Consider the following 26561-nt stretch of genomic DNA (forward strand, 5'->3'; position numbering starts at 1 on the left):
AAGGAGTGCGAAGAACGATGTACCGCTATAACCTGTTCACCAAGATTGTCCTGCTTGTCGTATTGATGCTGATTCCGGTAATTGTGCTGTATAGTTATTCCAATCGTACGACTGCGGATGTGCTGAGTGAGGAGCTTAACAAGTCCAATATGAATCAGCTTAGCTTTTTTCAAAATCAGGTGAATACGAATATTGAGCTGCTGGCATCGTGGCCGAATCTGCTCATTCATGATCCCGATATTGTGAGCTTTAACGATCTGTATTTGCAAAATGATTATCTAAATCTGGATGCAATCAATTTGGTCAAGCGCATCCAGAGCAAGCTGGCAATTCAGGAAAGTTCCTCAAACTGGCGCAGCCATCTGTCCATTTATTCGCCGTCTTTGCAGCGACTTGTAACGGATAACGATGTGACCAGCATTAACAAAAGGGAAGCCTTGCAAAGCTTTCATTCTGGTTGGCAAGTAAGTCGTGAACCGGGCGGGAATATGACAGGTACGACGAATGGCACGGCGATCACGTTGCCGCCGACGTTTCTATTCTCATGGACATCCATTTCACCATATAATGCAACCGTAGAAGCAGACAATATCAGTACCGTTGTCAAAGTACAATTTGATAGCGGTAACATACAGGATATGCTAGATAAATTCAAAAGCGATGGACGCCGCGATCCATTTTATTACAATCCGTCCTTCGGCACCATCTATAATCGTTCGGCAGATCACGGGCTGACTGATCAATTGATTGCGTCCTTGCATGAACAGCCGCTGCAAGATTTGGAAAGTCGGACGATCAATGTGCAAGGCAAGCCGTATATGGTCAACGTAGTGCGTTCCGAGGCGACGGGCTGGTATATGGTTGATTATATTCCGCTGGATGATATTTTGAAGCCGATCTACGATTCGAATCGGTTATTTTATTTGGCGATGATCGTACTGCTGCTCATGAGCTGCCTTGCTTCTTATCTGCTGTATGCGCAGGTGCAGGTGCCGATGCGGCAATTGATCTACGGATTCAATCGACTCAAGCAGGAAGATTACTCCGTTCGCATCAAGCCGAAGGGACGTAACGAATTTGCATATTTGGCGGATCGCTTCAATTCGATGGTATCGCAGATTCAGACGCTGTTTGAGCATGTGTATTTGGAAAAGATTCATGTGCGTGAGGCACGGCTGAAGCAGCTGCAATCGCAGATCAATCCGCACTTCTTCTATAATTGTTTTTCATTTATTACGAGTATGGCGAAGCTGAACAACCAGCAGGCAGTGATTGCGATGTCCAAAAATCTATCCCAGTATTACCGTTATACAACGCGTCAGGAGCGCGATCTGGTGCCGCTAGCAGAAGAAACGGCGTTTGTTAGCAACTATTTGGCAATTCAGCAAATGCGCATGTCGCGGCTTCATTATACAATTGAGTTAGAAGATGAACTGCGCGAAGTACCGATTCCGCCGCTTATGATCCAGCCGTTAGTTGAGAATGCAGTCATTCACGGGGTAGAGCCATATTCGGCAGCAGGGCATATTGGCATCAAAGGCTGGCGCGAACAAGATCGCTGGTATATTAGCGTCGAAGACGATGGCAAAGGCTTAGATGAGGAACGCCGCTTTAAATTGTGGAACAGCTTGCAGCAGCCGCTTGGTGAGGAAATGGGCTGCGGGCTGTGGAATGTGCATCAACGGATGCAACTGCGCTTTGGCGAGGATGCGGGTGTCATTTTGTCGCAATCCGATCTGGGCGGACTAAAAGTAACACTGAGTTGGCAAGTAGAAATGGCAGATAGCCGTACCATTGCGTAAACGGCTTGAGTGCAATGGACAGAGTAACAGAGAAAGAGATCGGGGAAGTGAATGAACATGGTAAATATTTTGCTGGTGGATGATGAATCGTATGTAACGGAAAGTTTGGCGCTGACCATTCCGTGGGAACAACTGCGCATTGATCAAGTATTTTGCGCCGAATCAGTGAATCAGGCATTATCGCTGCTCACGGAAAAGGAGATCGATATTGTGGTAACCGATATTCGGATGCCGGATCGCGATGGGTTGGAGCTGCTAGGCGAATTGTCCCGCAATTGGCCTGCCGTACGCTCGCTCGTGCTGACCGGACATTCGGATTTTGAATACGCGCAAAAGGCGATTCGATTGAAAGCGAGCGATTATATTTTAAAACCTGTGGACGACGATCAGTTTATGGAGAGTGTCGGCAAGGCAGTGACTGCGATTGAGCAGGAATGGGGACAGCTGGATAAATACAATCGGCTTGCCTATCGTCGTCAGTCGGAACTGGAAGTGCTGCGTGATGGATTGCTGAGCGATATGTTACTTGGGCGTGAACTGAATGAACGCGAGCTGCTGGAACGACTGAGCAATTACGAGATTGCCTTACAGCCTGGGCGTGTAGCACGGATGTTATACATGTCTACAGGCGATTCGCTGCGTGGGATGGAGGAGAGTGAAGCTAGACTGCTGGAATATGCTGTTGGTAATATTGCTGTTGAATTGCTCGGCAGTCAGGCACCTGTCTGGTTTGGTCGCGCTCCGCACAGTGGGCTAGTCATGCTCTGGCAGACGTCTGCCGATGCGCTTAGCGATGAGGAGAGCCAGCGTTTGCAGGAGTTGGTCGATAGTGCACGTACGTATTTGAAAATGACATTGTCTGTCTATGTGAGTGAGCCATTCGCGTTTCCCACGGAGATTGCGACTGCGTATCGCCATGTACTGCGCTCTGCTCAGCATTCATCCGGCAACAATGAGCCGCAGATTCACCTGCTACAACCGGAAGGCACCGTTCGTGAACGTCCAGTAATTATCAAATATATGGAGCCGCTGTATCGTCCGCCTACCCTGATCCATCTGTTGGAATCCGGTCAATGGAGCGGTGCACGCGATAAAGTAATGGCAGTGCTAGACACATTGGAGCCGTTACCGCTCACCCATGAACATCTGTATGAAGTATATTTGGCAGTTAGCAATGCGTTGGTGTACATGTCGCACCACCATGGACATATGCTTGGCGAAAGTGATGCGGGCGGACTTGATCCATTTTCCGCTCAACATATTACAGGCTCGCTGGATCGCCTGCGCAGCTGGTGCATCAATGTATTGGGACGCTTAGAAGTCCAACAAACCGCATCCCACGCCGAACCAAGTCGCAGCCGCGTCGTCAAACAAGTACAAGAAATCGTCTCCGAAAGTCTCGGTCAAGATGTATCCGTCAAAAGCATCGCCGACCGCGTCTATCTACATCCCGTTTACCTGTCCAAAATCTACAAAGCGGAAACGAGCGAAGGTCTGGGCGACTACATTATCCGCATTCGCATGGAAAAAGCATTATACATGCTCAAACATACCAATCGCAAAATTTACGAAATCACCGCCGAACTAGGCTACCAGAATCCACAATACTTTAGCAAACTGTTCAAAAAGCACTACGGCATGACACCAAACGAATTCAGAGATAGCTGAGAAGAAATCAATAATTGCGCTGGAGCGAGGACCGCTCCGCAAAGGGACAAAGGCATGAACTCCAGTGGACGGACGAGAATCTACGAATGAGAAGGTAATTGTAGATTCTCGCCCATTTCCATTTCAAACGCTAGAAAAAGCATAATCCATCGTCGACCAAATCAAACACAACAACAAGCCCAATGCGGTTGTATATTTGCTACACATAACAAACAAAGCAGATGCTTCAATGACAAACACCAGCACGAACGCAATGAGCCACATTTAAAAAAAGACGGATTGCCCACCAAATACGTCAAAAACCCATTTAAATAATACAATCAGTGTTACTAAAACAAGCACAAATAAAAATCAAGAAAATGAATTCTACATACATAAGCAATACAACATTAACGATAAAATTCTGTGATCAAATACTATCCACAAAGCAATAAACCAACAAGAGAACATCGCAAAATCTCCATTCACTAACCTACTACTCCCTCCCCAAAGTTGGATTATTGCCACCCTCCTTCATCGAAGTTACTTTTAACCCGATCACTATACATGAGGGAAATGCGTCTAAGCGGAGGGAAGGGAATTGGGGAAAAGGACGACTTTGGAGCTGCGGGAATCTTCATTCTCTCCTAATCCAAAAGATTCCCGCGGCTCCACCTGAGTCCGTTCCCCAATCCCTTCCCACAGCGAAGTATACCCCCCCACCAAACTAAAGGTATAAACAAACTCCACACCACCCAGTGGCAAAATCCCCCCCCAACATGTTGCAAAAGGTGCAGGAATATTAACTTCGTATCATAGGCGGAATCGTAACCCTCCCGTATAATAAAAACATGAACAACAGATTACGACATGCAGTGTTTAACCTGAAGGGGGAGCAAGAAACATGGGAATGAAAAAATTAGCTGCGGTTCTGCTGACAACCGTGCTGACAGCTGGAAGTTTAGCGGCGTGTGGCGGCGGTGGCGGAAGCAGTACAACGGCATCGGCTACAACTGAAAACGCATACAAAGAGAAATACGATCCACCGGTAACGATCTCAACCGTATGGGGAGTCGATCCGACACTGCAATTTAAAAATGGGGAAACGATTGAAAACAACGTAGCGACCAAATGGGCAAAAGATAAACTCGGTATTGATATCAAATCACTCTGGTCTGTAACAGACACGAACGGAGCATTTGCTACCAAAATGCGTCTGGCAATGTCTTCTGGACAGGAAATGCCTGATGTTGTAACGATCGGCGACGCACAACTCGCACAGGATCTGATCGACTCTGGTATGTTCAGCGAAGTAGGACCACTGTTTGACAAATATGCATCTGATACATGGAAAAAAGCGATGGAGCAAGATCCGAACGCATGGAACCCATACATCCGCGAAGGCAAAAAGATGGGGATCCCGGTTCTCGATTATGCATACAACCACGATTATGTACTCTGGATTCGTCAAGACTGGCTGGACAAGCTGAACATGAAAGCACCAACCACGATGGACGAGCTGGAAACCGTAATGGCAGCATTCAAAGACAAAAACCCGGATGGTCTGTCCCCGGATAAAGTCGTTCCACTGAGCATCGGCTTCAAATCGTCGATGAACACATGGATGGGCGATCCATCTTGGATCTTCGGCGCTTACGGCACATTGCCACAACAATGGAATGTAGCTGCTGACGGCACGCTGCAATACGGTTCGATCCAACCGGGCATGAAGCAAGGTCTGGAAAAACTGAAAGAATGGTTTGACAAAGGCTACATCCCGAAAGAAGCAGCACTGTGGGATGAGAACAAAACATCCGAACCAGCTGTTGCAGGTACGGCAGGTATCATCCCAGGTCCTTACTGGATGAGCGGCTGGCCTCTGCAAGACACGGTGAAAAACGCACCGGGTGCAGTATGGAAGCCAATCTCGATTCCTGTAGGTCCTGACGGTAAAGCAATGCGTCACGGCACAAGCACAACGAACGGTGTCATTCTGATCAACAAAAACATGAAACACCCTGAAGCTCTGTTCACGTACGAAAACTACATGTTCGATAACCTGGCGAACCCGACCAAAGATAGTGAATTTAATAACGGTCTGTTCAAAGGATATGACTACGATCTCGACGCATCTGGCAAAAACGTACCAATCGACAAAATTGATGGCGGCTACGTAAACAGCGTTCGTTACTTGCTTGTACGCGACGGTGCTCGTATTCCGAATGCACAAATGGATGCGCTGTTGAAACTGGCTGACGGTTCCCAACCGGAAACTCGTCTGGAACGCGACGTTGCTACCAACTATGGTAAAGAAACACCGGATGCAGCCAAAGTGCTGATGTCCCAAAAAGACATTTCGTATCCTGACATGTTTACTGGTCCAACCACACAAAGCATGAAAACCAAAATGGACTATCTGAACAAAATCCAAAGCCAGACCTTCAACGAAATCATCTACGGCAAATCTCCGATCGATTCGTTTGATACGTTTGTACAAACATGGAAATCGTCCGGTGGCGATGATGTAACCAAAGAAGTCAACGACTGGTATAGCAGCATCAAAAAATAAACTAGAATAGCAAACCAACTGTAGCAGGTACAGCCGCATACAAGGAGATAACGACCTGGACTCCGGGTCGTTATTTTCTTAAATGGCTATGCCCGCATCGCCCCAACTGTAGGAGGAGAGTATATGAAAACATTAAAGAAAACGTGGCCGTTCCACGTGATGCTGCTACCGTCAATGATTTTCCTGCTGTTATTCAGCTACCTGCCGATGGGCGGGATTGTGATGGCGTTTCAAAATTACAAGCCTTGGCTCGGTTTCACCGGTTCCGAATGGGTCGGGCTGGACAACTTCCGCTATCTGTTTGAACGTCAAGATAGCGTACAGGTGATCTGGAATACGCTGATCATCGCTGTACTGAAATTGATCTTTAACCTGCTTGTCCCATTTGTATTTGCGATTTTGCTGAATGAAATCCGTCGCGTCAAATTGCAACGGACGATTCAGACGCTTGTCTATCTGCCTCACTTTCTATCCTGGGTTATTCTGGGCGGTATCCTGATCGACCTGCTGGCAACGGATGGTTTTGCCAACCGGATTCTCAGCTCGGTCTTCGGCATTCAGCCGATCTTTTTCCTCGGAGATAATGACTGGTTCCGCTTTACGGTGATCGTATCGGATGTGTGGAAGGAATTTGGTTATAACACGATCATCTTCCTCGCTGCTCTGGCAGGCATTAACCCGGCGCTGTATGAAGCTGCCGAAATGGATGGCGCTACTCGCTGGAAACAGACACTGCATATCACGATGCCAGCAATCTTCCCGATTGCAGCCGTTGTCGGCACACTCGCACTCGGTAACGTTTTGAACGCTGGTTTTGACCAGATCTTCAACCTGTACAACCCGCTCGTTTATGAAAAAGGCGATATTATCGATACATTTGTGTATCGCACCGCAATCTTGAACGGCGAAATGGGCTTCGGTACAGCAATTGGTCTGTTCAAATCGGTTATCAGTATGGTGCTGATCCTGCTCGCTTACCGTGCTGCTGCCAAATGGGCGAACTATCGCATCTTCTGATGACTTACGAGGGAAAAGAGGGAAACTATGTACTATAAAACAAGCGGTTATCGCATTTTCAATGTCTTCAATATTATCTTTCTAGTCTTCCTGTCCATTATGTGTATCATTCCACTGATCCACGTACTGGCAGTATCATTCAGCTCCAAAGCGGCAGCGGACGCCAACTTGGTTGGACTGTTACCAATCCAATTTTCCATCGAAGCGTATAAGAAGACAATGTTCAATCCAGTCTTCCTGCATTCAATCTGGATTTCCGTACTGCGTACTGTTATCGGTACAGCGATCACCTTGTTCCTGACCTTCTTGGCAGCTTACCCGCTGTCCAAGGAAGAATCGGTATTCAAAGGACGCACCATTTATTCGTGGTTGTTCGTATTCAGTATGGTATTTACCGGCGGTCTGGTGCCATTTTATATCGTCATCCAGAAGCTTGGTCTGATTGACTCCTTCTGGGTACTCGTACTGCCAGGTGCGGTAAACACATTCCTCGTCATCCTGATGATGAACTTCTTCCGCGGCATTCCAAAAGAACTGGAAGAAGCAGCATTTATGGATGGTGCAGGTCCATTCCGCACACTGTTCACCATGTATCTGCCGATCTCGATGCCATCGATTGCGACCATTACGCTGTTTAGTATGGTATTCCATTGGAACTCTTGGTTTGACGGTTTGCTGTATCTGAACAATTCCAATCAATTTCCACTGGCAACGTTCCTGCAAACCGTTATCATCCAGCAGGATATGAGCTCGATGAGTGCCAGTCCAAAAGAGATGGAACTGATCTCCCAGACTACAGTCAAAGCAGCGCAAATCTTTATCGGTGCAGCGCCGATCCTGATCGTATACCCATTCCTGCAAAAGTTCTTTGTAAAAGGGATGACGCTCGGTTCGGTAAAAGAATAGGTAGCAATGATTGTCCAGAAATATAGTCAATCGTAGCAAGAACAATCGGTGGTTTGAAGATGGCATGAATGTCATAAGTGCATCCAATCTTGCCACATAGTAGATCGACCAAGTAGCCTGTCACCATCATAAGTGGAGTCGAAACAGAGAGAAAAGCAACGGCTGGCGATGATCCATCCCAACCAACGGCTCCACCCTGACCATTCATTCAAGCCATCACTTGGAATGAATAATCCGGTAAGGTCACTCAATAGCTCTGTCACCGTAGATCTACCCAAGCTGTATGATTGCAATCCAATGATCACAAACGAGAATGGATCATACAACACGTATTCTAATACACGCATCATCTACAAGCATCATTCAAATTGAATAGCTCAAAGCGGCTAAAGTCTGCACGCCGGTCTGCATTTCAGCGCTGTACCAGCAGTGTAGAAAATGCAGTCGGTGTACGGGCTTTATGCTTTGATGATTACAAAACGTTCGTCAATGCATTGATATTTGTATGTTCAAACCCATCATAAAGGAGCTTACTATGACGAATCTAACGAATAACGTAACCCCAACCTGGACTGCCATGCTGCATGGTGCCGATTATAACCCGGAGCAGTGGAGACATCGCCCAGACATTCTGGAAGAAGATATCCGTCTAATGAAGCTGGCAAAATGTAATGTGATGTCGGTTGGCATTTTCTCTTGGGTATCGCTGGAGCCAGAAGAAGGCGTCTATACATTTGAATGGCTCGATCAGGTGCTGGATCGGTTTGCTGCCAATGGCATTTCTGCATTTCTAGCAACACCAAGCGGTGCGCGTCCGGCATGGATGTCTGCCAAATACCCGGAAGTATTGCGCATTGAGAAGAATCGTGTTCGCAATCTGCATGGATTCCGTCACAATCATTGCTTCACTTCACCTGTTTATCGTGAAAAAGTGGAAATCATGAACACTTTGCTGGCAGAGCGTTACAGCGATCATCCAGCTGTTATCGGTTGGCATATTTCCAATGAATACGGCGGCGAATGTCATTGCGATTACTGTCAGGAAGCATTCCGCGGCTGGGTAAAAGCAAAATACAACAACGATCTGGAGCAGCTCAATCGTGCATGGTGGACGACATTTTGGAGCCATACATACACCGATTGGTCACAGGTTGAATCGCCAGCGCCACACGGGGAAACGCAAGTACATGGTATGAATCTGGATTGGAGACGTTTTGTTACCGATCAGACGGTAAATTTCTGTCGTCATGAGATTGAGCCGCTGCGCAAAGTAGAGCGTCTGCTGCCAGTAACGACGAACTTTATGGAATTTTTTGAAGGATTGAACTACTGGAAATTCGCTGATCTGCTGGATATTCTGTCATGGGATAGTTATCCGACATGGCACGATCTGGATGGCGACGGCATGCAAGGCGCGAAGATTGCTATGATGCACGATATTGTGCGTTCGATCAAGCAACAACCGTTCCTATTGATGGAGAGTACACCAAGTTTGACCAACTGGCAGCCGATTAGTAAAAATAAACGTCCGGGCATGCATCTGCTGTCTTCGCTTCAAGCAGTAGCGCATGGTTCCGATTCCGTCCAATATTTCCAATGGCGTAAAAGCCAAGGTTCCAGTGAAAAGCTGCATGGTGCAGTTGTCGATCATGCCGGGCATGAGCATACGCGCGTATTCCGTGATGTACAAGATGTCGGTCAAGCGCTAGAACAATTGCAAACTATTCGTGGCAGTCAGGTGAAGGCAGAAGTAGCAGTTATTTTTGACTGGGAAAATCGCTGGGCAGTGAACGATAGTCAGGGTCCACGTAATAGTGGCATAGGATATGAGCAGACCGTACTCGACTTCTACCGTGAATTCTGGAAACGAGGCATCGCTGTCGATGTGATCGATATGGAGCAAGATCTGTCTAAATATAAAGTTGTTGTCGCTCCGATGCTGTATATGGTTCGTGATGGCGTAGGCGCAAGCTTTGAGAAATTTGTGAGTAGTGGCGGTACATTGATCAGCAGCTACTGGTCAGGCATTGTGAATGAGAACGATCTGTGTTTCCTCGGCGGTTTCCCGGGTCCACTACGCAAAGTGTTGGGCATCTGGTCAGAAGAGATTGACGGATTGCATGAAGGTGAGCGCAATCGCATCATTCCGAATGCAGGCAATTCTCTATCGCTAGAAGGTGAATATGCGGTGCAGGATCTGTGCGATCTCGTACATCTGGAGAGTGCACAAGCATTGGCAACGTATGGCGATGATTTCTATGCAGGTCGTCCAGTACTGACAGTCAACTCATTTGGTGAAGGCGAAGCGTATTATGTCGCAGCTCGTACCCGCGATCATTTCCTCGGCGATCTGATCGAAGGGATTGCAGATCGTGCGCAGGTTACGCGTACACTGACGACTGTACTGCCACAAGACGTAACCGCTCATGCACGTGTACAGGGCGACAGCGAATTTGTATTCCTGCAAAATTACAGCGGAGAGACACGCAGTGTACAGCTGGATGATCGCGATTATTCCGATCTGCTGAGTGGTGATAACATCGTTGCAGGTAGCAGTGTTGAGCTGGAATCGTTCGGTATCCGTGTACTGAAAAGAGCAGTAACCGTTTAATTCCAACTTTGAATTTCAAATGAACAAAAGATTGTGAATCAATAAAACAGCCGCAGTATCGTTACACAATAACGATACTGCGGCTGTTTGGATTATGTGTCTGGATGTACACGGATGTGCGTCCGTCTGCATCCATTGTTGCAGTAGATCAGTTCTTAGAGATTAGTTCAGGAATGCGTCCAGCGCTACCGTTACTTTCCCTTTGGAATCAAAAGCACCTTTGGTGTATGCGTACCATGTGCCATACGATTCAGGCTCCCAGTAAAATACGCCCAGACCTTTACCACCCGACACGGAGCGAGTTTTGGCAAGAATATCGGTCAGGAATGCTTTGGCAGTCGTTGGATCACTTGCATCCATACCAACTTCACAGACCATGACTTCTTTACCATAGCGAGATACCATATCGTTCATATTGGTCAGCGCTTGTTGATCCAGCGTTTGCCAGTTGCTTTTATCTGGATAGAGGGACATGCCGATGACATCGTACTTCGCACCATTGGCTTTCAGACCATCGAACATCCAGCGGAACAGGGCGTTGTCGTATCCATTGGACAGATGCACGATCACTTTTGTACCGGAATTTACCTTTTTGACTGCATCATAGCCGGAGTTGATCAGCTGGGCAAAATTGCTCATGCTTTTGGACGCGCGTCCATCTTCCCACAGCATACCGTCGTTGGTCTCATTCCCGACCTGTACCCATTCTGGTGTAACGCCTTGCGATTTCAGTGTATTCAGCACATCGTAAGTATGATCATAGACCGCTTGCTTCAGACCGCTGAAGTCTTTGCTAGTCCATGCAGATGGTTTCGATTGTTGAGCCGGATCTGCCCATTTATCGCTGTAATGGAAATCAATCATAATGCGGAAGCCCATGTTTTTGGCACGTACTGCCTGCTTCACAACGTCTGCTTTATTGGAGAAATTGATCGATGGATTCACCCATACGCGCAAACGGATCGAGTTTACCCCGTGATCTTTCAAAATTTGCAGCGCATCTTGCTTGTTACCAGCATCATTATAGAAAGACCAATTGTAATTTTCCATCTCTGAGAGCCAGCTTACATCCGCACCTTTGGCAAATGCCGTTGCTGCTTCCGCACGCGGAGCAGGGGAAGTCGCTACGCTCAGCCCGCCGATCAATGTAAAACTGAGAGCCAGCGCCGTAATCCGTTTCATCATTTTTCTCATCGTTAAGTGTTCGCCTCCAGCATGTTTGTATACGTTTACAAAAACCATTATTCCCAATGTGTTCTTCGCGAAGGAACATATTCATTGTAGCGTGAACACGTCGTTATGGGTACAGGCAAAAAGTCAATATTTCAGCACTTTTATAAAGATTGTGATGACGAGAAAGTATCATTTTGGCAATCATCCATACCTCATTGCCTCCATTCGGCAGAAAGGCAACATGTTTGCCCTCTGGCAGCAAGCAAAGTTTACAAGCCGTCAGATTCTGATTATCATAATAAAAGATATACATAGTGTACGGCATCATCAATCAGATGAAAGCGTACCACAGGACACACGCAGGCAGAGTGCAAATTTGTTCGCAGGGTAACATCATTTGCAGACGAAGGGAGGCAGAGGCAACAACAGGTTGGTCTCGGGATCAATCGTGTACCGATATGGACAGCAACATCGACCGACATCATTTCGTCATCATTAATACAGGCAGCAAATCCGCGATATTGCATAAGAGCTAGAGCATCGATTTGGTGATATTCATCGCCAACCAGCTTGCATGGAACATCGCAGAGGCAGAGAGTTGCCATTCATATACAGATGAACATGGACAGAACGGACAATGAAATGATGTCAAGACTGTGCAAACTGTTATGTGCAACCGATATAATCGATAAGATATTTTGCTGAGTCAGAGTCATCATCGCTTGTATGAACTTACTATGCTTGAATATCGCATGCAGATGAATCGGTACGAACATGCAGAGATGGCGCAGACAAACACAATACGGACTGGGGTATGACATAAGCTACAATCGTCAACCAGAGAATGGCAGGGGGATTTATGAACAAAAAACACAACTGGATACTGGGTTTGATGCTGGTGTTGTTCATGCTGGTGCTGCCAACGGCAGTACATGCAGCGGATCAGGCACATATTAACCTCAATGGCAAAAGCATTGACGTGCCATCCAACGTGCAGATCACAAGTGTCAAAGGCAGTGTAATGGTGCCGTTGCGTCTCGTCGTAGAACAGCTCGGTTACAAAGTAACATGGTCTGGTTCTACGCAGACCGCTACGATCAAGCAAGGCAGTACCGTCGTAGCACTGACTGCGAACAGCACAACAGCTAATGTGAACGGGAATGCGATTGATCTGGAAGCAGCCCCATTCGTAAAAGGTGGAACAACGCTCGTTCCACTGCGCTTTTTGAGCGAAAATACAGGCGCCACGGTCAAATGGGATAATAGTTCCAAAACTGTCTTTCTGAGCACACCGTCCAAGTCGCCAACGACTACACCAACAACCGGAACGACGGATAACGGTTCATCCTCGGCACCGACAAGCGGTACGGCAACGACTGCTAATGCAATGGTTGATTCGATTAGCTTCAGCGACAATCGCATGACGATTACAGTAGAAGGCAATGTAACGCCCAAGTCCAGCTCGCTGACCAATCCGGATCGGATTGTACTCGATCTGCCTAAGACAGCATTTTCCGCTGCTTTTCTGAATGGACAGCAATTGAGTGTCGGTGATGTAGGCAAGGTGGATGTAACGGGGTATCCGCAAGTGTCGGGTATTCGCTACTCACTGTTTAGCAGCAATCCATCTGCTGTACGTGTAGTGCTGGATCTTAATACAGCGCAGAAGTACAAAGTCATTACCGATACACCGGGCGTAATTATTGTGGAACTGGATGGAGATGTGACTTCTTCTACAGGTGGCACTACGACTGGCACCAATACCCAGACTGGCGGTACACCAACTGGTACAACGGACAACGGTTCGACAGCTGTACCGGTTACACCAGGTTCCGGTCCTGGCGATGACGGTAAGAAAATCGTCGTGATTGATGCTGGTCATGGCGGTTCTGATCCGGGTGCAATCAGCATTACGAAGAAGAACGAGAAGGACTTCACGCTGGCAGTCGTCTTGAAAATTCAAGCACTGCTTCAGCAAGACCCCAATATTGACTTCGTACTCACGCGTAGCGATGATAGCTACCCGACATTGCCGGATCGCGTCAAGATCGCCAACAATCTGCATGCTGATGTATTTGTTTCCATTCATGGCAATAGTACATCTTCGGCAGTATCACCGAGCGGCACAGAGATTTATTACACGCGTCCCGACAGTGTAGAATTTGCCGAGATTGTTCACGATCATGTCGTTCAAGCACTTGGTTTGCCGGATCGTGGTATTCATGCCAAAAGCTTACATGTAACACGCGAAACGACGATGCCTGCTGTATTGGTCGAAGCCGGATACTTGAGCAACATTGGCGATGAATCGTTAATGTACAGCGATGATTTCCAGCAGAAGCTGGCACAAGCCGTCGTTGATGCGATCAAACAATATCTGAATGTGCAATAACATTGAAACGTTAACAAAAAAGTGAAGCTATTGTTATTTTTGATCGACAGCATTTGATGAAGTGTGGTATAAATGTGGTAAGCAACTGTGATGAGAATATGACGTCGCTGTCATTTTCTACTCTACACAGTCAGGCTTACCACATTTTTTTATCATTTTGCACATATTTCATCATATTTTCTTCACAACTTCTGTTGTTTTTGTCATTTTTGATTAATGGTTCTGACGGGATTGTCAGATATTATACATAACCCCATGATTACGCAGCATGAACAGCCCCATAACCGCTGAGGAGGACATCCATGAAAAGAAAGCTCATTACACTACTGACTGCTGCTGTATTATTAACTTCCGCTCCGGACATAAGCCAGGCAGCTGTAACGACCGTACCGGTCGGTAAAGTGAATATGCCGGTGAATTTCCGTTCCGGTCCTAACACAGACAGTTCCGTGTACAGTACACTCCAACCGGGAACAAGTATCAAAGTGCTACGTCAAGTGAACAATTACTGGCTGCGTGTCAAAGTCGGCGTCAAAACCGGCTATGTATCCGCTAGCTATATCGACTATAAACCTTCGGCTGAATGGGTCGCTGCAAATAGCAGCACGTCTGTCAGTACCAAAGATTCCGATACAACCACATCTGGCAGTGCGACTGGTAATGGTACGGTGACTAATGCTTCATCATCCGTAGTGAAAACGGGCAGTAATGTAACCGCATCCGCTGCTCCGACAGGTAGCGCACCTTCGGCTAGCCTTCCTACTAGCACGGTCATTACACCGCCTGCGGTACATGCACCGGGCACCGGTCTGGTGGAAAGAGGCGTGAATTTTCGCGCCGAGCCGACAACTGGTAGCGCAGTGCTGCGCGTATTGCCTGTAGGCGAATCCTTCAGCGCTCTGGAACAGCCAAGTGCTGCATGGATTAAGATTCAGGACAAAGATGGCATTACTGGCTATGTATCCGCAGATTATGTGTCGTATACATTGCCAGCTTCGCAAACAGCTGTATTGGCGGAAGTGCCCTCGCAAACGGTAGATGAAGTCGATGCGCAACCATTCAACCCACCAGCTCCATCGATCAGTTTCCCTTCCTTGTCTACCGGTTCGCCGCTAGATGAAGCGTCTGCTGATCGTATTATTGCCAGCGCGCTTGCATTGCAAGGCGTAACACAGTATGGCTTTGGTAAAAATGAAGCTCCGACATTGTTTGATTGCTCCTCCTTTACTCGCTATATCTTCGGATTGGAAGGGATCGATCTGGCATGGGGAACGCGGTATCAAAAAGATGTCGGTATTGAGGTAGAACGCGGACAATGGCAAAAAGGGGATCTGCTCTTCTTCTCCGGTGGCGATCCTAACGTCATTACGCACGTAGGCATCTACGCTGGCGATAACAAGCTGATTCATAATAGCCCAAGCCTGAACGGAATCGCCATTTCCAATCTGGATCTGCAATACTGGGTGGATCATTATGTAACTGCACGCCGTATTTTGCGTTAACTGCACACAGACCTCTGCCTGTTCGGGTTGGAAAATAAAACCTGAGCAGGTTTTTTGTGTCTGAAATGCACCAAAGTGTTGTGTCCAATGGGTAGATGCATGGTAAAAACATATGTTTGTATGGTATGCTAGAAACATTATGATGGTAACGTATACTTACTGCAATTGATTACACCCACTTAGGGAGGCAGCATGAATATAGATCCTAAATTTCCAGCAATCGATTGGGAATATATAGTACAAAATCTAAAATCGTCTGTTACGATCGCAGATGCGCGCAAACCCAATTGCCCGCTCGTGTTTGTGAACAGCCATTTCACGGATCTGACCGGATATACCCATGAAGAGGCAGTCGGTCATAACTGCCGCTTTTTACAGGGAGAGGATACCAATCCGACTGCGGTTCAGATGTTTCGAGATGCCTTGGCAACCCGAACGTCAGCAACGATCGAAATTTTAAATTATCGCAAAGATGGGACTTCCTTCTGGAACGAGGTCAATTTGGACCCGATATTTGACCAGAATGGAGAATGCCATTACTTTGTCGGTATTCAATTTGATATTACCAAACGTAAAGAAGCGGAATTTCAGGTAATGGATGCCAAAGATCAGGCAGAGAGCGCCAATGTCGCGAAAAGCCGCTTTCTGGCGAATATCAGTCATGAGATTCGTACACCGCTAAACGGGATTATCGGTATGACTGAATTGATCTTGCTGAATGAAGTAGAGGAAGATCTACGAGACAATATGAAAATTGTGCAAAATAGTGCGGAAACATTATTAACATTGATCAATGATATTCTTGATTTCTCCAAAGCAGAAGCAGGCAAGATGAGCCTGGAAAGTATTGAGTACAATCTGTACGAATTGATGGATATGACGATCAAGGCGCACCGTCCGCTCACCTTGCAGAAGAAGATTAATCTGAATCTTCATATTGGTCATAATGTACCGGAGATCGTCTATGGCGATCCACATCGGCTCAAACAGGTATTGAATAACCTGATTAGCAATGCAGTCAAGTTTACTCGTCATGGCGCAGTCGATGTGTCTGTGAATGGCGCAGGTGATACCGGTGAAGAGATTCAACTGCATTTCCGAATCAAAGATACCGGACTGGGTATTGCTGCCAAAGACCTGAACAAGCTATTCCAGAGCTTTAGCCAAGTAGATGATTCTCAGAGCCGCGAGTTCGGTGGCACCGGATTAGGTTTGGTGATCAGTCAACAGATTGTGGAACTGATGAATGGTAGCATTACAGTGGAAAGTGAGCAGGGACAGGGGAGTACATTCCAGTTTACGATTCCAGTACGTTATCCAGCCAAATCGAATCCGCGTAGCGATGCTAGTACAGTAGTTAAGAAGCTGTCCGAAACCGTCGTCGCGCATCAGCCCAAACTTGTCCATGGATTGGATAAACAATCTGCGCGTCTCAATGTATTATTAGCAGATGACGATCGGATCAGCTGTATCATTACATCGCGTATGTTGAACAAGCTAGGGTATTATGTCGATGTGGTGGACAACGGTCTGGAAGTGATTCGTATGCTAGAGCAGGATGACAGTTATGATCTGGTATTGATGGATATTCAAATGCCTGTAATGGACGGTCTCAAATCGACGCAAGCGATCCGCAATTCCAATACGATCGCAAATCGGAATATTCCAATCATCGCAGTAACCGCCAATGCCTTCAAAGATGACGAAGACAATGTGATTGCAGCTGGTATGAATGGAGCGCTGTCCAAACCGGTTCAGATAGAGCGTCTTGCTGAATTAGGACAACAATTGGAAAAACAGAAAAATCGGTAACTACAGGTCACCTGACGAACAAATGAGTATTTTATGCAACTGCAACAAGCTTGTATCGTCTATTGGTGCAGTATTTCAATAGACAAGTGCAAAAGATAATAGAGTTAAAGTATAAAAGTGTAAAAGCCATTTCTCAGTTATAGAGAAATGGCTTTTTTGATGAATGTTGTGATTCTTGTTACGATTTGATTTCTAATAAATCATTAATTATTACTCATTAATCCTCCAGTGTAGAGAGATCTCCTGTTGGCAATTCCAGTTCCCATGCTTTCAATACACGGCGCATAATTTTACCGCTACGTGTCTTCGGCAGCTTATCTTTGAACTCAATCTCGCGCGGAGCAGCATGAGCGGAAAGTCCCTCTTTGACAAAACGAGTGATTTGCTGCTTCAATTCATCAGATGGTTCAAAGCCTTCGCGAAGGGAGATGAAAGCCTTAATAACCTCACCACGTACAGGATCAGGCTTGCCGATAACACCTGCTTCGGCAACGGCTGGATGCTCTACCAACTTGCTCTCTACTTCAAAAGGCCCAACCCGTTCGCCAGATGTATTGATCACATCATCAATGCGCCCTTGGAACCAGAAGTATCCATCTTCATCCATATAAGCGGAATCTCCTGAAATGTACCAGCCATCAATCCGCATATACTCTTCATACTTGGCAGGGTTGTTCCAGATTTTGCGCATAATTGACGGCCACGGCGTTTTGATCGCCAGATTGCCCATGCGCAGCGGTGGCAATTCATTTCCTTGATCATCAAGAATCGCAGCTTCGATCCCCGGTAGCGGGCGACCCATAGAGCCGGGACGAATATCCATCCGTGGATAGTTACAGATGAGCTGTCCGCCCGTTTCCGTCATCCACCACGTATCGTGAATTCGTTGCTTGTACACGCGATGTCCCCAACGGATGACTTCTGGATTGAGTGGTTCACCGACACTGAGTACGTGACGAAGTGAGGAGAGATCGTATTGTTCAACCGCTTCATCCCCAGCACCCATCAGCATACGGAAGGCGGTCGGCGCACTGTACCATACGGTGACTTGATACCGCTGAATCGTCTCATACCAGTCTTGTGGGCTGAAGCGACCGCCGCGAATGACGTTGGTGGCGCCATTCAGCCATGGCGCAAAGATACCGTATGACGTTCCGGTAACCCAACCCGGATCGGCAGTACACCAGTAAATATCGTCAGGCTGCAAGTCGAGCACGATTCGTCCGGTATATTCATGCTGCACCATCGCCCCGTGTACATGATACACGCCTTTCGGTTTACCGGTCGAACCTGATGTATAGTGCAGAATCAATCCATCTTCCTGATCTACCCATTCGATCTCTGCTTCATCGGATGCTTCTGCTACTGCATTGCCCCAGTGAATCTGACCTTCGCTCAATTCTGCTTCGTCTCCATACACAATAATGTGCTTTAATTCTGGCAATTCGGCAGCAGGGACACGATCTACCAGTTTGGGTGTGGTGACAATCGCAACCGCACCGCTATCTTGCAAACGATCCCGTACCGCAGTCTCCATAAATGCTTCGAATAATGGACCTGCAATAGCACCAACTTTGATAATACCGAGCAGAGTGAAGTATAGCTCTGGCGTGCGAGGCATGAAAATAAACACCCGATCACCTTTGCCAATGCCCAGCTTGCGCAGCATATTCGCCGCTTTGTTCGACTCACGACGCAATTGTTCAAACGTATACGATTCATCGCGTTGCAGATCGCTGTAGTGAAGAGCGATTTTATCCTTTAACTCAGATTGTGCATGACGATCAATCGCTTCATAAGCTAGATTGACCTTACCGGTTTGATGCCAGCTAAATCGTTTCTCGACATCTGCCCAGCTGAATTGCTGACGTGCCTGTTCGTAATCCATTAGATTTGCTTGCCCAGCTTCTACAGCAATGACTTCAATCGTGTCTTTTCCCATAATGACCTCCACAAATCAGAAATAGTGATGTTCAGTTGAGATGATTTCTTTCATTTACCATATATAGCGCTTACAAAATAACATACTACCATTTCACAAAATGTTCAAATGTTTCTCCTCTATTGACCCAAATCATGCAAAAATCGTCTCAATTTACGAAAAAAAGCTGAAAATGCAAACGGATTCATGAATATTAATCATAAAATTAACACATTTTTCCACATCTTATTTTAAACATAGTGTACAATATACAAAAATTAACAACAGTTATTCAAAACGAGAACTTTTCAGAAGGCAGTCAAATCTGTATACTAGTGTACCGTACAACAAAATGGTAAAAGAGAATGCCACAATCTGGTGATACGCACCATAATGAGAAAGAATGACTGCTATTCTGGCGATCCTACATACAAGGGAGGTATGCGAAACGCGAACTTTGAAACAATATTACGAATTGGATAAAGGAGGATGTATAACGTAATGAGCAATCAATCAATCAAGGCAACACCCAAACGGACGATCAGCGAAGTGTCGATCGTACGCGCCATTGCCTGCATGAGTGTAGTGTTGCTGCATTCGATCAAATTTTCAACAGGGGAAAGTACAGAGGGACCGGTTCAATTCGGGATGTGGACACTAGCAGGCTTGCTGTCATTTGGTACATCGACGTTTGTATTTATTTCGGCATTGATTCTGGCGTATTCCTATCCGAAGGATTTACCGAAAGGCTTTTATAAAAAGCGGATTCAATTTCTGTTTATTCCATTCGCCTGCATGGCAGTCTTTTACGCGATTACATCGGGCATTATGAATGACTGGTCGATTCCGAAGCTTATTGTGTACAACATGCTAGGTGCATATCACGGCTGGTTTGTGCTCGTCATTTTTCAATTTTATATTTTGCATCAACTGTATGCGCGATATATTGACCGTTTTCGTCCGATCACGGTATTGGCGGTATCGCTCGTAATCAATGTAGGCTACCTTGCCTTTTTCAATCTGGTACCACCGATCAGCGACAATCAGTATATTGCGTACATATGGGATCGTGGATATTGGATGCCATTTACCGGTTGGTTGTTTTATTTTTCGCTAGCCTATTATTGCGGCAAAAATTATCAACAATTCCTTGCCATTTTGGAAAAATACAAATGGTGGATATTGGCAGCCTTGCCGGTGTCTATTGGTCTGATCATTTACAACAATGCGTTCTCCAGCTTTGGATTTGGTTCCAAGCGCATGGATATGATTTTGTTTACCGTAGTCGTTATTTTCTTAATGTTCCTAGCATTCCGCCGGGTAACGACGATTCCGCCAGTGATCAATCTGATCAGCCAATATTCATTTGGCATTTACCTTGTGCACTGGTTCTATCTAGAAATGATGGACTTGGCAATCGAGACGTTTGGCATTCAGATTGGGTATTTGGAAATTCCACTGTTGTTCTTCACTGGAATTGCGCTATGTATCGTGACGATCAATCTGTTTAATCGCTTCAAACTGGGACAATACGTAGTTGGACGCATCAATGTGCGTCGTCCTGCAAGTGAGAAGCGTTCCTTCGGCACAGCCGCAGCTGAAAATTAAAAATTCTCCGCCACCTATTCAGTTGCATTGGTAAGCAGGAATGCAAGCAGCGAATACGTGAATAAAACAAGAATAGCCTTCTCCAATAACCTGTACAGTTCTGGATCTGTATAAGGCGGGAGAAGGCTTTTTTGTGATTTTGCATATATTTTATGATTTTATTATATTTTATGATTTTGTATATATTGATCTGGAAGCATATTCACGTTGTCATACTGGAAATGACATCGTAGTATTCAGCAGGCATGCAAATATTGTAAAATCAGCTATAATCAAAGCAAGCATCATTATCGTAAGCGTTATCATAACGATTAGAAAGGATACCGTTATGGAACATATCAAACTCAAACAAACCGAGGTACTGGAGCATAACCATCTTCGACTTGTATTGGAAGGACCGGTGCCATCGCAACGGATTGCTGCATGTCAGATGCATGCGCAATTGGATGCATTTCGCCGTCCTATTGAACAGCAAGAAGCTTTAGTCGAAATTGCCGAATTGCCGGAAGGACGCATCATTATGGCAACAGACGGTGATCTGATCGTTGGCTATGTCACCTTTCACTATGCTGATGAATACGAGCGCTGGTCGGAAGGCAATATGGAGGATTTGATCGAATTGGGTGCGGTGGAGATCGCTAACGATTATCGCGGGCTAGGACTCGCCAAACGATTGATCCAGCTCGCTTTTCGTGAATCTCAGCTGGATAACGTCATTGTGTTTACGACAGAGTATTACTGGCATTGGGATCTGGAGAGTACCGGTCTCAGCGTCTGGGACTATCGCAAAATGATGGAGAACCTGATGAAAAATGTAGATATGGTCTGGTTTGCTACGGACGACCCGGAAATTTGCTCCCATCCTGCCAATTGTCTGATGGTGCGTGTGGGGCGACAGGTGCCGCAGGAGTCGGTGGAGGCGTTTGACCGTCTTCGTTTCCGCCAGCGGTTTATGTATTGAGTCCGAGCAGCAGCAGTGACAGACAATGAATCGTCAAAAGGAACAGCAGACAGAAGCACAACAATCGCACTATCCAAATGGTCAAATCGTTATTCGCTTAGTAGGAGAGGAGACATGACAATGCCAGAAGCAGCGTATGTGTATCACCCGGATAGTCTGAATTATGTATTTCGCCGCGATCATCCATTTGATCAGCGTCGCTTGGTGATGACGATGGAATTGCTGCAACAGGTTGGCGCACTAGATGACTCCGCTCTGATTCAGCCGCCATATGCGTTAGATGAACAGTTACTACGCAGCATTCATATTCCGCAGTATGTCGATACCGTGAAGCAGCTCAGTCTGGACGACCCGGAAGAGCGCTATATTAGCCTTGCAGGTCAATATGGTCTCGATTACGATGAGACGCCTTTTTTTCCAGGAATGCATGAGAGTGCAAGTGCAATCGGAGCCGGATCGGTTCATGCTGCTGAATTGGTCATGAGTGGGCAGTATAATCATGCTCTGCACCTGGGCGGCGGGCTGCATCACGCATTACCACAAAAGGGAGCAGGCTTTTGCATTTACAATGATGCTTCTTTGGCGATTCAGCATATTCGCCATCAGTATGATGCCAAAGTGTTGTATATCGATACCGATGTGCATCATGGAGATGGCGTGGAGATGAGCTTTTATACCGATCCACATGTGTTTACGTATTCGATTCATGAAACTGGCAAATATCTGTTTCCCGGCACTGGGCGAGTGGAGGAGCGAGGTGCAGGCGAAGGATTCGGTTGTACGATCAATCTGCCCGTAGAGCCGTATACGGAGGATGATTCATGGCTGGAATGCTTTGGCACACTGCTGGATCAAGTATTACAGCGTGCACAGCCAGACATTATCGTTAGCCAGCATGGCTGCGATGCCCATGCGCTGGACCCGCTCTCCCATATTCATTGTTCGATGCGCATTTATCGCGAGATGCCTCAGCTTATTCATCAGGCGGCTCATGAGTGGTGCCAAGGACGATGGGTGGCATTAGGTGGCGGTGGATATGATATTTGGCGTGTTGTGCCGCGAGCATGGTCATTATTGTGGCTGGAGATGAGCGAGCATCCATTACTGCAAACACTTGATCATGATCCGCAGCTAGTATTGCCAGAGTACTGGATGAATCGCTGGCAAGCGCAAAGCCCTGTCGAATTACCACGTACATGGCTAGATGATGTGAGTCGCTGGGAACCGATGCCGCGGCGGCAGGAAATTATGAAGCAGAATCGGCATGTATGCGAACTGGCTGCTTCTTATTTGAAGTGAAATTGCATCACAGCTATCTGCAGAAAGTAGTCAAATGGATCTTCATCTGTCACATCATCGTAACAAAGCCGCTCTGCCAGGCATACAGGGCGGCTTTATGAACTTATGGTGTAAAAAAGTGGCATTATGGGTGGATTCGGGTATATAGACTTAGCTGGATACAAATGTCGTTACTCATTCATTTGCACAAAACGCTCAACTTGTTGCCTATTGGCAGAAGGTGAAATGAATCTTCATGTCGAAATAAACAGCAGCAGGTAATGAAACAGAATCATCATGTTTGGATCAAGCAATACATATGATGATTTCCATGTTGCGAAAGGATGAGGTATGTATGTGTTATGTCCTGCTGCCGGCGGATATTTACCCGGACCGTTACTGGTTCAAGTACAATTTCAACGAATCTCCAGATCATCTCAGTTTCAAAAAAGGCACGCCGCAGCGCGATTGGGCGAAACCTCCCCGCTTTCATTTGCAGGGAAATATTGATCTGGATCGGTTGCTGCTGTTTGACTGGTTTATGACCGATGGACCCGATCTGATCGGACCGCGTCTTACAGCTATTATTCGTCAGTATGCGCCGAACGATGTGCAGCTGGTTGAAGCAGAGGTTATGGTCAATGGAGAGCCACTGCGTGGTTTTCATGTACCGAATATCACGACCGTGATCAATTGTCTGGATATGGAAGAATCGGTTTATGTGCCGCTATTGCCCGGTATACACGGCAGTCCGCCACATTTTATCTCGGTTGCCTTCCGACCCGACGCGTTGAAAAGACATGGACTTGTACGTTCCAACGAAGATATTAGCCTGATTGTGGCATCTGACGAATTTGCACAGGCTTGCCAGGCACAGAGTATTACCGGTATTCGATTTCAGCAAAATATCTGACTTTCCGTGGCGCGCCCTGATAACACAGCCCGTACAACAGCATATGGTGAGCTGATTCCAGCGGGAAAGTCTCCTTACATTTTCATTAGCGGCCAGTACTTGTTAAAACATGATTTTGCATTTGGTCTCTCTGCGTTATCGTATTTCAGCTAAAGAATATGACAACTTACACGAAGGAGGCTTTTCCATGAGTAAAAAAGAAGTCGTGGCTATGCTGCTTGCCGGAGGTCAAGGCAAAAGGCTAAAAGATTTGACCAAGTCCCTGGCAAAGCCAGCCGTTTTCTTCGGCGGCACGTATCGGATTATCGATTTTCCGCTGAGTAATTGCGCCAATTCCGGCATTGATACTGTTGGTGTATTGACGCAATATGAACCGACACTCCTGCATGCATACATAGGTGTAGGCAATGACTGGGATATGGATCGCAAAAATGGTGGTGTGTTTGTTTTGCCACCGCATGAACGGCAGGAAGGCAGCAGCTGGTATCAGGGAACCGCGGACGCCATTTATCGCAACCTGAAATTTGTGGAAAGCTTTGACCCGGAACATGTACTCATTCTGTCCGGTGACCATATTTACAAAATGGATTATCAAAAAATGATCGATTACCATAAAGAAAAAGATGCGGATTGCACCATTTCCGTAGTCAATGTGACGTTGGAAGAAGCGAGCCGCTTCGGCATGCTGAACACACATGACGATCTCAAAATTTACGAATTCGACGAAAAACCAAAACATCCGAAAAGTACACTTGCTTCCATGGGTGTCTATCTGTTCAAATGGGATGTGCTCAAATCTTACCTGATCAAAGATGAAGACAATCCTGCTTCTTCCTATGACTTCGGTAAAGACCTGATTCCTTTATTGCTTGGCGATAATAAAACATTGTATGCGTATCCGTTTGATGGATACTGGCGCGATGTCGGTACGATTCAAAGTCTGTGGGAAGCGAATATGGACATGCTGTCCGAGAATCCGCAGCTGGATCTGAATGATCCAGAATGGCGCATTTTCACCCGTAGCCCGAATCAACCGGCTGCCTTTATCGCACCTTCTGCTAATGTGCAAGATAGCATTATCAATGAAGGCTGCATCATCAATGGCGAAGTGAAGCATTCTGTGCTGTTCTTCAATGTGGAAGTAGGCGAAGGCAGCGTTATTACCGACTCCGTCATTATGCCAGGCGCCAAAATTGGCAAAAATGTACGTATCCACCGTTCGATCGTCAATGAAGGTATTATTATTGAGGACGGCGCTCAGATCGGCACCGAACAAGCCGAGAATAGTGAAATCGAACTGATCACAAGCAATCAATCATAAGAGACAGGGACGGTGACTGGAATGAAAGGATTTGTAGGCGTTATTAATCTTGATCATGAACTGGATCAACTGAAGGAACTGACGTATTTCCGCTGCGGAGCGGCCGTCCCGTTTGCAGGTCGCTACCGACTGATCGACTTTGCTCTGTCCAACATGATGTATGCGGATGTACAGGACATTTCATTATTTGTACGTCGGAAATATCGCTCGCTGATGGATCATCTGGGAGAAGGTCGTCCATGGGATCTGGATCGTAAGCGTGGCGGATTATTCATTTTGCCACCGGATTGGCATGACCCGACCGACACTTCCCTTGGTGATTTGCAACATATTCACAACAATATGGACTTCTTTTACCGTAGTCTGGGTGATACGGTTGTGCATACCGGCACGCAGCATGTGAACAAAGTCGACTACAAGGATGTATATGCATACCATCTGGAAAAGGGCGCCGATGTAACTGTCGTTTACAAAAAAGTCGATGAATTGTTGCCTGAACATGGAGCATGTCGTCGGATAGAAGTGGACGAGAATGGCTTTGTCACTGATATTCATCAAGATCGCAGCCATCATAACATCTACATCGAACTGTTTATTATGAGCAAGGAGCTGTATCTGGAGCAAGTGAACTACTGCATCGCGCATGGTAAGAGCTATTTCTTCCGCGATGTCATCCAGAACAATCCGAACAATCTGAAGATTGCTGGATATGAATATAAAGGCTATAACGCCGTTATTAACTCGGTGGAAAGCTATTATAAAAACAGCATGGATCTGCTATGCCCGGATACGTATCAGCAGTTGTTCCATGAGAAGCCAGTACAGACCAAGATCAAATACGAAGCACCAGCCAAGTATTTGGAAGGCGCGAACGTTCGCAATTCACTTGTTGCCAATGGCTGCGTACTGGGCGGCGATGTTGAGAACAGCATCCTGTTCCGCGGTGTAAAAGTGGAAAAAGGCGCCCGTGTCGTCAATTCCATCATCTTGCAGAAATGTACGATTGAAGCGGGAGCGGTACTGGAAAATGTCATTCTCGATAAAGACGTACAGATTTCCCACGACCGTACGCTGATCGGCGATGTAAGAAGACCATATGTAACTGCCAAGAGCACTCTTCTTTGATGC

General features: G+C 46.5%; 17 protein-coding genes. 15 read left to right on the forward strand and 2 right to left on the reverse strand.

From position 1 onward, the window contains the following. Positions 1 to 17: 17 nt before the first annotated feature. The 6 genes from ACE3MZ_RS10410 (at position 18) to ACE3MZ_RS10435 (ending at position 10552) form a co-directional block, all read left to right on the forward strand. Positions 18 to 1802 (forward strand): sensor histidine kinase, encoded by a 1785-nt coding sequence (locus ACE3MZ_RS10410; protein WP_411346362.1) that lies wholly within the window; start codon positions 18 to 20, stop codon positions 1800 to 1802. Between the two features lie 57 nt (positions 1803 to 1859). After that, entirely contained in the window at positions 1860 to 3470 is a 1611-nt protein-coding gene (locus ACE3MZ_RS10415; RefSeq protein ID WP_411346363.1) for a response regulator, read from the forward strand. Between the two features lie 883 nt (positions 3471 to 4353). Next, positions 4354 to 6018: an extracellular solute-binding protein gene (locus tag ACE3MZ_RS10420; RefSeq protein WP_411346364.1), complete on the forward strand. Its 1665-nt coding sequence runs from the start codon at positions 4354 to 4356 to the stop codon at positions 6016 to 6018. 123 nt (positions 6019 to 6141) lie between these two features. After that, positions 6142 to 7035 (forward strand): ABC transporter permease, encoded by an 894-nt coding sequence (locus ACE3MZ_RS10425; protein ID WP_367057191.1) that lies wholly within the window; start codon positions 6142 to 6144, stop codon positions 7033 to 7035. 27 nt (positions 7036 to 7062) lie between these two features. After that, positions 7063 to 7941, forward strand: a complete 879-nt coding sequence (locus ACE3MZ_RS10430; RefSeq protein ID WP_411346365.1) for a carbohydrate ABC transporter permease — start codon at positions 7063 to 7065, stop codon at positions 7939 to 7941. Positions 7942 to 8476: 535 nt separating this feature from the next. Next, positions 8477 to 10552 carry a beta-galactosidase gene (locus tag ACE3MZ_RS10435; protein WP_411346366.1) on the forward strand — a complete coding sequence of 692 codons (2076 nt, stop codon included), beginning with the start codon at positions 8477 to 8479 and terminating at the stop codon, positions 10550 to 10552. 162 nt (positions 10553 to 10714) lie between these two features. Here ACE3MZ_RS10435 and ACE3MZ_RS10440 read toward each other — a convergent pair whose 3' ends face one another. Beyond that, positions 10715 to 11746 (reverse strand): arabinogalactan endo-beta-1,4-galactanase, encoded by a 1032-nt coding sequence (locus ACE3MZ_RS10440; protein ID WP_411346367.1) that lies wholly within the window; start codon positions 11744 to 11746, stop codon positions 10715 to 10717. 838 nt (positions 11747 to 12584) lie between these two features. Between ACE3MZ_RS10440 and ACE3MZ_RS10445 the strand changes: the two genes are divergently transcribed. From ACE3MZ_RS10445 to ACE3MZ_RS10455, 3 genes are all read left to right on the forward strand, one after another. Further along, the gene (locus ACE3MZ_RS10445) at positions 12585 to 14117 is read left to right on the forward strand and encodes an N-acetylmuramoyl-L-alanine amidase (protein ID WP_411346369.1); all 1533 of its coding nucleotides are present in this window, start codon (positions 12585 to 12587) and stop codon (positions 14115 to 14117) included. A 302-nt stretch (positions 14118 to 14419) separates the two neighbouring features. Then, positions 14420 to 15619 carry an SH3 domain-containing protein gene (locus ACE3MZ_RS10450; RefSeq protein WP_411346370.1) on the forward strand — a complete coding sequence of 400 codons (1200 nt, stop codon included), beginning with the start codon at positions 14420 to 14422 and terminating at the stop codon, positions 15617 to 15619. A gap of 192 nt (positions 15620 to 15811) precedes the next feature. Continuing rightward, positions 15812 to 17431: an ATP-binding protein gene (locus ACE3MZ_RS10455; RefSeq protein WP_411346371.1), complete on the forward strand. Its 1620-nt coding sequence runs from the start codon at positions 15812 to 15814 to the stop codon at positions 17429 to 17431. A 217-nt stretch (positions 17432 to 17648) separates the two neighbouring features. On the opposite strand, the gene acsA is transcribed toward ACE3MZ_RS10455, so the two are convergent. After that, positions 17649 to 19373 carry an acetate--CoA ligase gene (gene acsA, locus ACE3MZ_RS10460; RefSeq protein ID WP_411346372.1) on the reverse strand — a complete coding sequence of 575 codons (1725 nt, stop codon included), beginning with the start codon at positions 19371 to 19373 and terminating at the stop codon, positions 17649 to 17651. Between the two features lie 480 nt (positions 19374 to 19853). Between acsA and ACE3MZ_RS10465 the strand changes: the two genes are divergently transcribed. The 6 genes from ACE3MZ_RS10465 (at position 19854) to glgD (ending at position 26558) form a co-directional block, all read left to right on the forward strand. Continuing rightward, positions 19854 to 20960 (forward strand): acyltransferase family protein, encoded by a 1107-nt coding sequence (locus ACE3MZ_RS10465; RefSeq protein ID WP_411346373.1) that lies wholly within the window; start codon positions 19854 to 19856, stop codon positions 20958 to 20960. A gap of 328 nt (positions 20961 to 21288) precedes the next feature. Continuing rightward, the gene (locus ACE3MZ_RS10470) at positions 21289 to 21921 is read left to right on the forward strand and encodes a GNAT family N-acetyltransferase (protein ID WP_411346374.1); all 633 of its coding nucleotides are present in this window, start codon (positions 21289 to 21291) and stop codon (positions 21919 to 21921) included. Positions 21922 to 22041: 120 nt separating this feature from the next. Continuing rightward, positions 22042 to 23220, forward strand: a complete 1179-nt coding sequence (locus ACE3MZ_RS10475; protein WP_411346754.1) for an acetoin utilization protein AcuC — start codon at positions 22042 to 22044, stop codon at positions 23218 to 23220. 334 nt (positions 23221 to 23554) lie between these two features. After that, entirely contained in the window at positions 23555 to 24112 is a 558-nt protein-coding gene (locus ACE3MZ_RS10480) for an imm11 family protein (RefSeq protein ID WP_411346375.1), read from the forward strand. 187 nt (positions 24113 to 24299) lie between these two features. Continuing rightward, positions 24300 to 25433 carry a glucose-1-phosphate adenylyltransferase gene (locus tag ACE3MZ_RS10485; RefSeq protein ID WP_411346376.1) on the forward strand — a complete coding sequence of 378 codons (1134 nt, stop codon included), beginning with the start codon at positions 24300 to 24302 and terminating at the stop codon, positions 25431 to 25433. A gap of 21 nt (positions 25434 to 25454) precedes the next feature. Beyond that, positions 25455 to 26558: a glucose-1-phosphate adenylyltransferase subunit GlgD gene (gene glgD / locus ACE3MZ_RS10490; RefSeq protein WP_411346755.1), complete on the forward strand. Its 1104-nt coding sequence runs from the start codon at positions 25455 to 25457 to the stop codon at positions 26556 to 26558. Positions 26559 to 26561 lie beyond the last annotated feature (3 nt).

It is taken from the genome of Paenibacillus sp. WLX1005 (genome assembly GCF_046603685.1).
Classification (GTDB): Bacteria; Bacillota; Bacilli; order Paenibacillales; family Paenibacillaceae; genus Saccharibacillus.

Bases quoted from the DNA above. Each gene is read 5' to 3' on its own strand.
- ACE3MZ_RS10480 (WP_411346375.1), top strand. From the start codon at position 23,555: ATGTGTTATGTCCTGCTGCCGGCGGATATTTACCCGGACCGTTACTGG.
- ACE3MZ_RS10465 (WP_411346373.1), top strand. From the start codon at position 19,854: ATGAGCAATCAATCAATCAAGGCAACACCCAAACGGACGATCAGCGAA.
- ACE3MZ_RS10440 (WP_411346367.1), bottom strand. From the start codon at position 11,746: ATGAGAAAAATGATGAAACGGATTACGGCGCTGGCTCTCAGTTTTACA.
- ACE3MZ_RS10430 (WP_411346365.1), top strand. From the start codon at position 7,063: ATGTACTATAAAACAAGCGGTTATCGCATTTTCAATGTCTTCAATATT.
- ACE3MZ_RS10425 (WP_367057191.1), top strand. From the start codon at position 6,142: ATGAAAACATTAAAGAAAACGTGGCCGTTCCACGTGATGCTGCTACCG.
- acsA (WP_411346372.1), bottom strand. From the start codon at position 19,373: ATGGGAAAAGACACGATTGAAGTCATTGCTGTAGAAGCTGGGCAAGCA.
- glgD (WP_411346755.1), top strand. From the start codon at position 25,455: ATGAAAGGATTTGTAGGCGTTATTAATCTTGATCATGAACTGGATCAA.
- ACE3MZ_RS10470 (WP_411346374.1), top strand. From the start codon at position 21,289: ATGGAACATATCAAACTCAAACAAACCGAGGTACTGGAGCATAACCAT.
- ACE3MZ_RS10485 (WP_411346376.1), top strand. From the start codon at position 24,300: ATGAGTAAAAAAGAAGTCGTGGCTATGCTGCTTGCCGGAGGTCAAGGC.
- ACE3MZ_RS10445 (WP_411346369.1), top strand. From the start codon at position 12,585: ATGAACAAAAAACACAACTGGATACTGGGTTTGATGCTGGTGTTGTTC.
- ACE3MZ_RS10455 (WP_411346371.1), top strand. From the start codon at position 15,812: ATGAATATAGATCCTAAATTTCCAGCAATCGATTGGGAATATATAGTA.
- ACE3MZ_RS10410 (WP_411346362.1), top strand. From the start codon at position 18: ATGTACCGCTATAACCTGTTCACCAAGATTGTCCTGCTTGTCGTATTG.
- ACE3MZ_RS10415 (WP_411346363.1), top strand. From the start codon at position 1,860: ATGGTAAATATTTTGCTGGTGGATGATGAATCGTATGTAACGGAAAGT.
- ACE3MZ_RS10450 (WP_411346370.1), top strand. From the start codon at position 14,420: ATGAAAAGAAAGCTCATTACACTACTGACTGCTGCTGTATTATTAACT.
- ACE3MZ_RS10420 (WP_411346364.1), top strand. From the start codon at position 4,354: ATGGGAATGAAAAAATTAGCTGCGGTTCTGCTGACAACCGTGCTGACA.
- ACE3MZ_RS10435 (WP_411346366.1), top strand. From the start codon at position 8,477: ATGACGAATCTAACGAATAACGTAACCCCAACCTGGACTGCCATGCTG.
- ACE3MZ_RS10475 (WP_411346754.1), top strand. From the start codon at position 22,042: ATGCCAGAAGCAGCGTATGTGTATCACCCGGATAGTCTGAATTATGTA.